Genomic DNA, 1,046 nt, shown 5'->3' with positions numbered 1-1,046 from the left:
CTGGACGACGGCGCGTCGCGGGACGCCGGACCCGGGCGCCCAGGGGCTGTCCCCGCGTGGGACGGCCTCCCGGCTGCCGGCCCGCTTGCGAGGCCGGCGGGCGGACCGCACATGCTCGCCCCCGGTGGACCTGCCTGACAGGTGGGGTCAAGTCCGTGACACGGACTGTCAGTTCCCTGCTCCAGGGTCGCCCGCATGGCTGAACCCTCCTTCCTGACCGCCGTGCGCGAGTCGTACGACACGGTCGCCGCCGACTACGTCGAACGCGTCCCGCCCCCCGCCGCGATGGACCCGCTGTCCCGCGCCATGCTGGCGGGATTCGCCGAGCTCGTACGGACGGCCGGTCCGGGGCCGGTCGCGGACCTGGGATGCGGCCCCGGCCGCGTGACGGCGCACCTGGCCGGGCTGGGCGTGTCCGCCTTCGGTGTCGACCTGTCACCGAAGATGATCGGGCTGGCCCGCCAGGCCTGTCCGGACCTGCGGTTCCACGAGGGCTCGATGACCGCTCTGGAGCTGAGGGACGACGAGCTGGGCGGCATGCCCCTGGACCGCGTGGTCGGTCTGCTGGAGCAGGCCGGACTCGTCGTCACCGCGCGGCTGGAGCAGGAGCCCGGCGGACGGGTGAACAGGCCACGCGCCTGCCTGCTGGCCCGCAAGCACGAAAGGGCCTGACGGGGGGTCCGCCGACCCGCAGCCGACTCCGGTGATCGTTTCCGGACACGCGTAGAACTCCACGTCTCTGATGCCCCGGTGGAGCACGCCGCGTGCTCCGGTCAACGGTTCGCGCCTGGTCGGTGGTGACGGTGGCCGTCCCCGTCTGCGCTTACTTCTCCGTGACGCCCGCCGAGTCGAACGTCGCCACCTCGTGCATCGCCCGCGCCGCGCTCTGGACCACCGGGAGGGCCAGGAGGGCGCCCGTGCCCTCGCCCAGGCGGAGGTCCAGGTCGATCAAGGGGCGCAGGCCGAGCTTGTTGAGGGCCGCCACGTGGCCGGGCTCCGCGCTGCGGTGGCCCGCGATGCAGGCCGCCAGGGCCTCCGGCGCGATC

General features: G+C 74.1%; 2 protein-coding genes. One reads left to right on the top strand and one right to left on the bottom strand.

All coding sequences use genetic code 11. The features are described from left to right. Window positions 1-195: 195 nt before the first annotated feature. Window positions 196-672, top strand: coding sequence for a class I SAM-dependent methyltransferase (locus tag GT042_RS15920; RefSeq protein WP_161309371.1), 477 nt, complete (start codon window positions 196-198; stop codon window positions 670-672). Window positions 673-823: 151 nt separating this feature from the next. Here GT042_RS15920 and GT042_RS15915 read toward each other — a convergent pair. Next, window positions 824-1,046: nicotinate-nucleotide--dimethylbenzimidazole phosphoribosyltransferase (locus tag GT042_RS15915; RefSeq protein WP_161309370.1), on the bottom strand; the 223-nt coding region annotated here is incomplete at its 5' end.

This window comes from Streptomyces sp. SID3212, from assembly GCF_009865405.1.
GTDB lineage: Bacteria > Actinomycetota > Actinomycetes > Streptomycetales > Streptomycetaceae > Streptomyces.
Note: the sequence above shows the minus strand (reverse complement) of the source record. Positions and strands in the feature narration are given on the sequence as shown.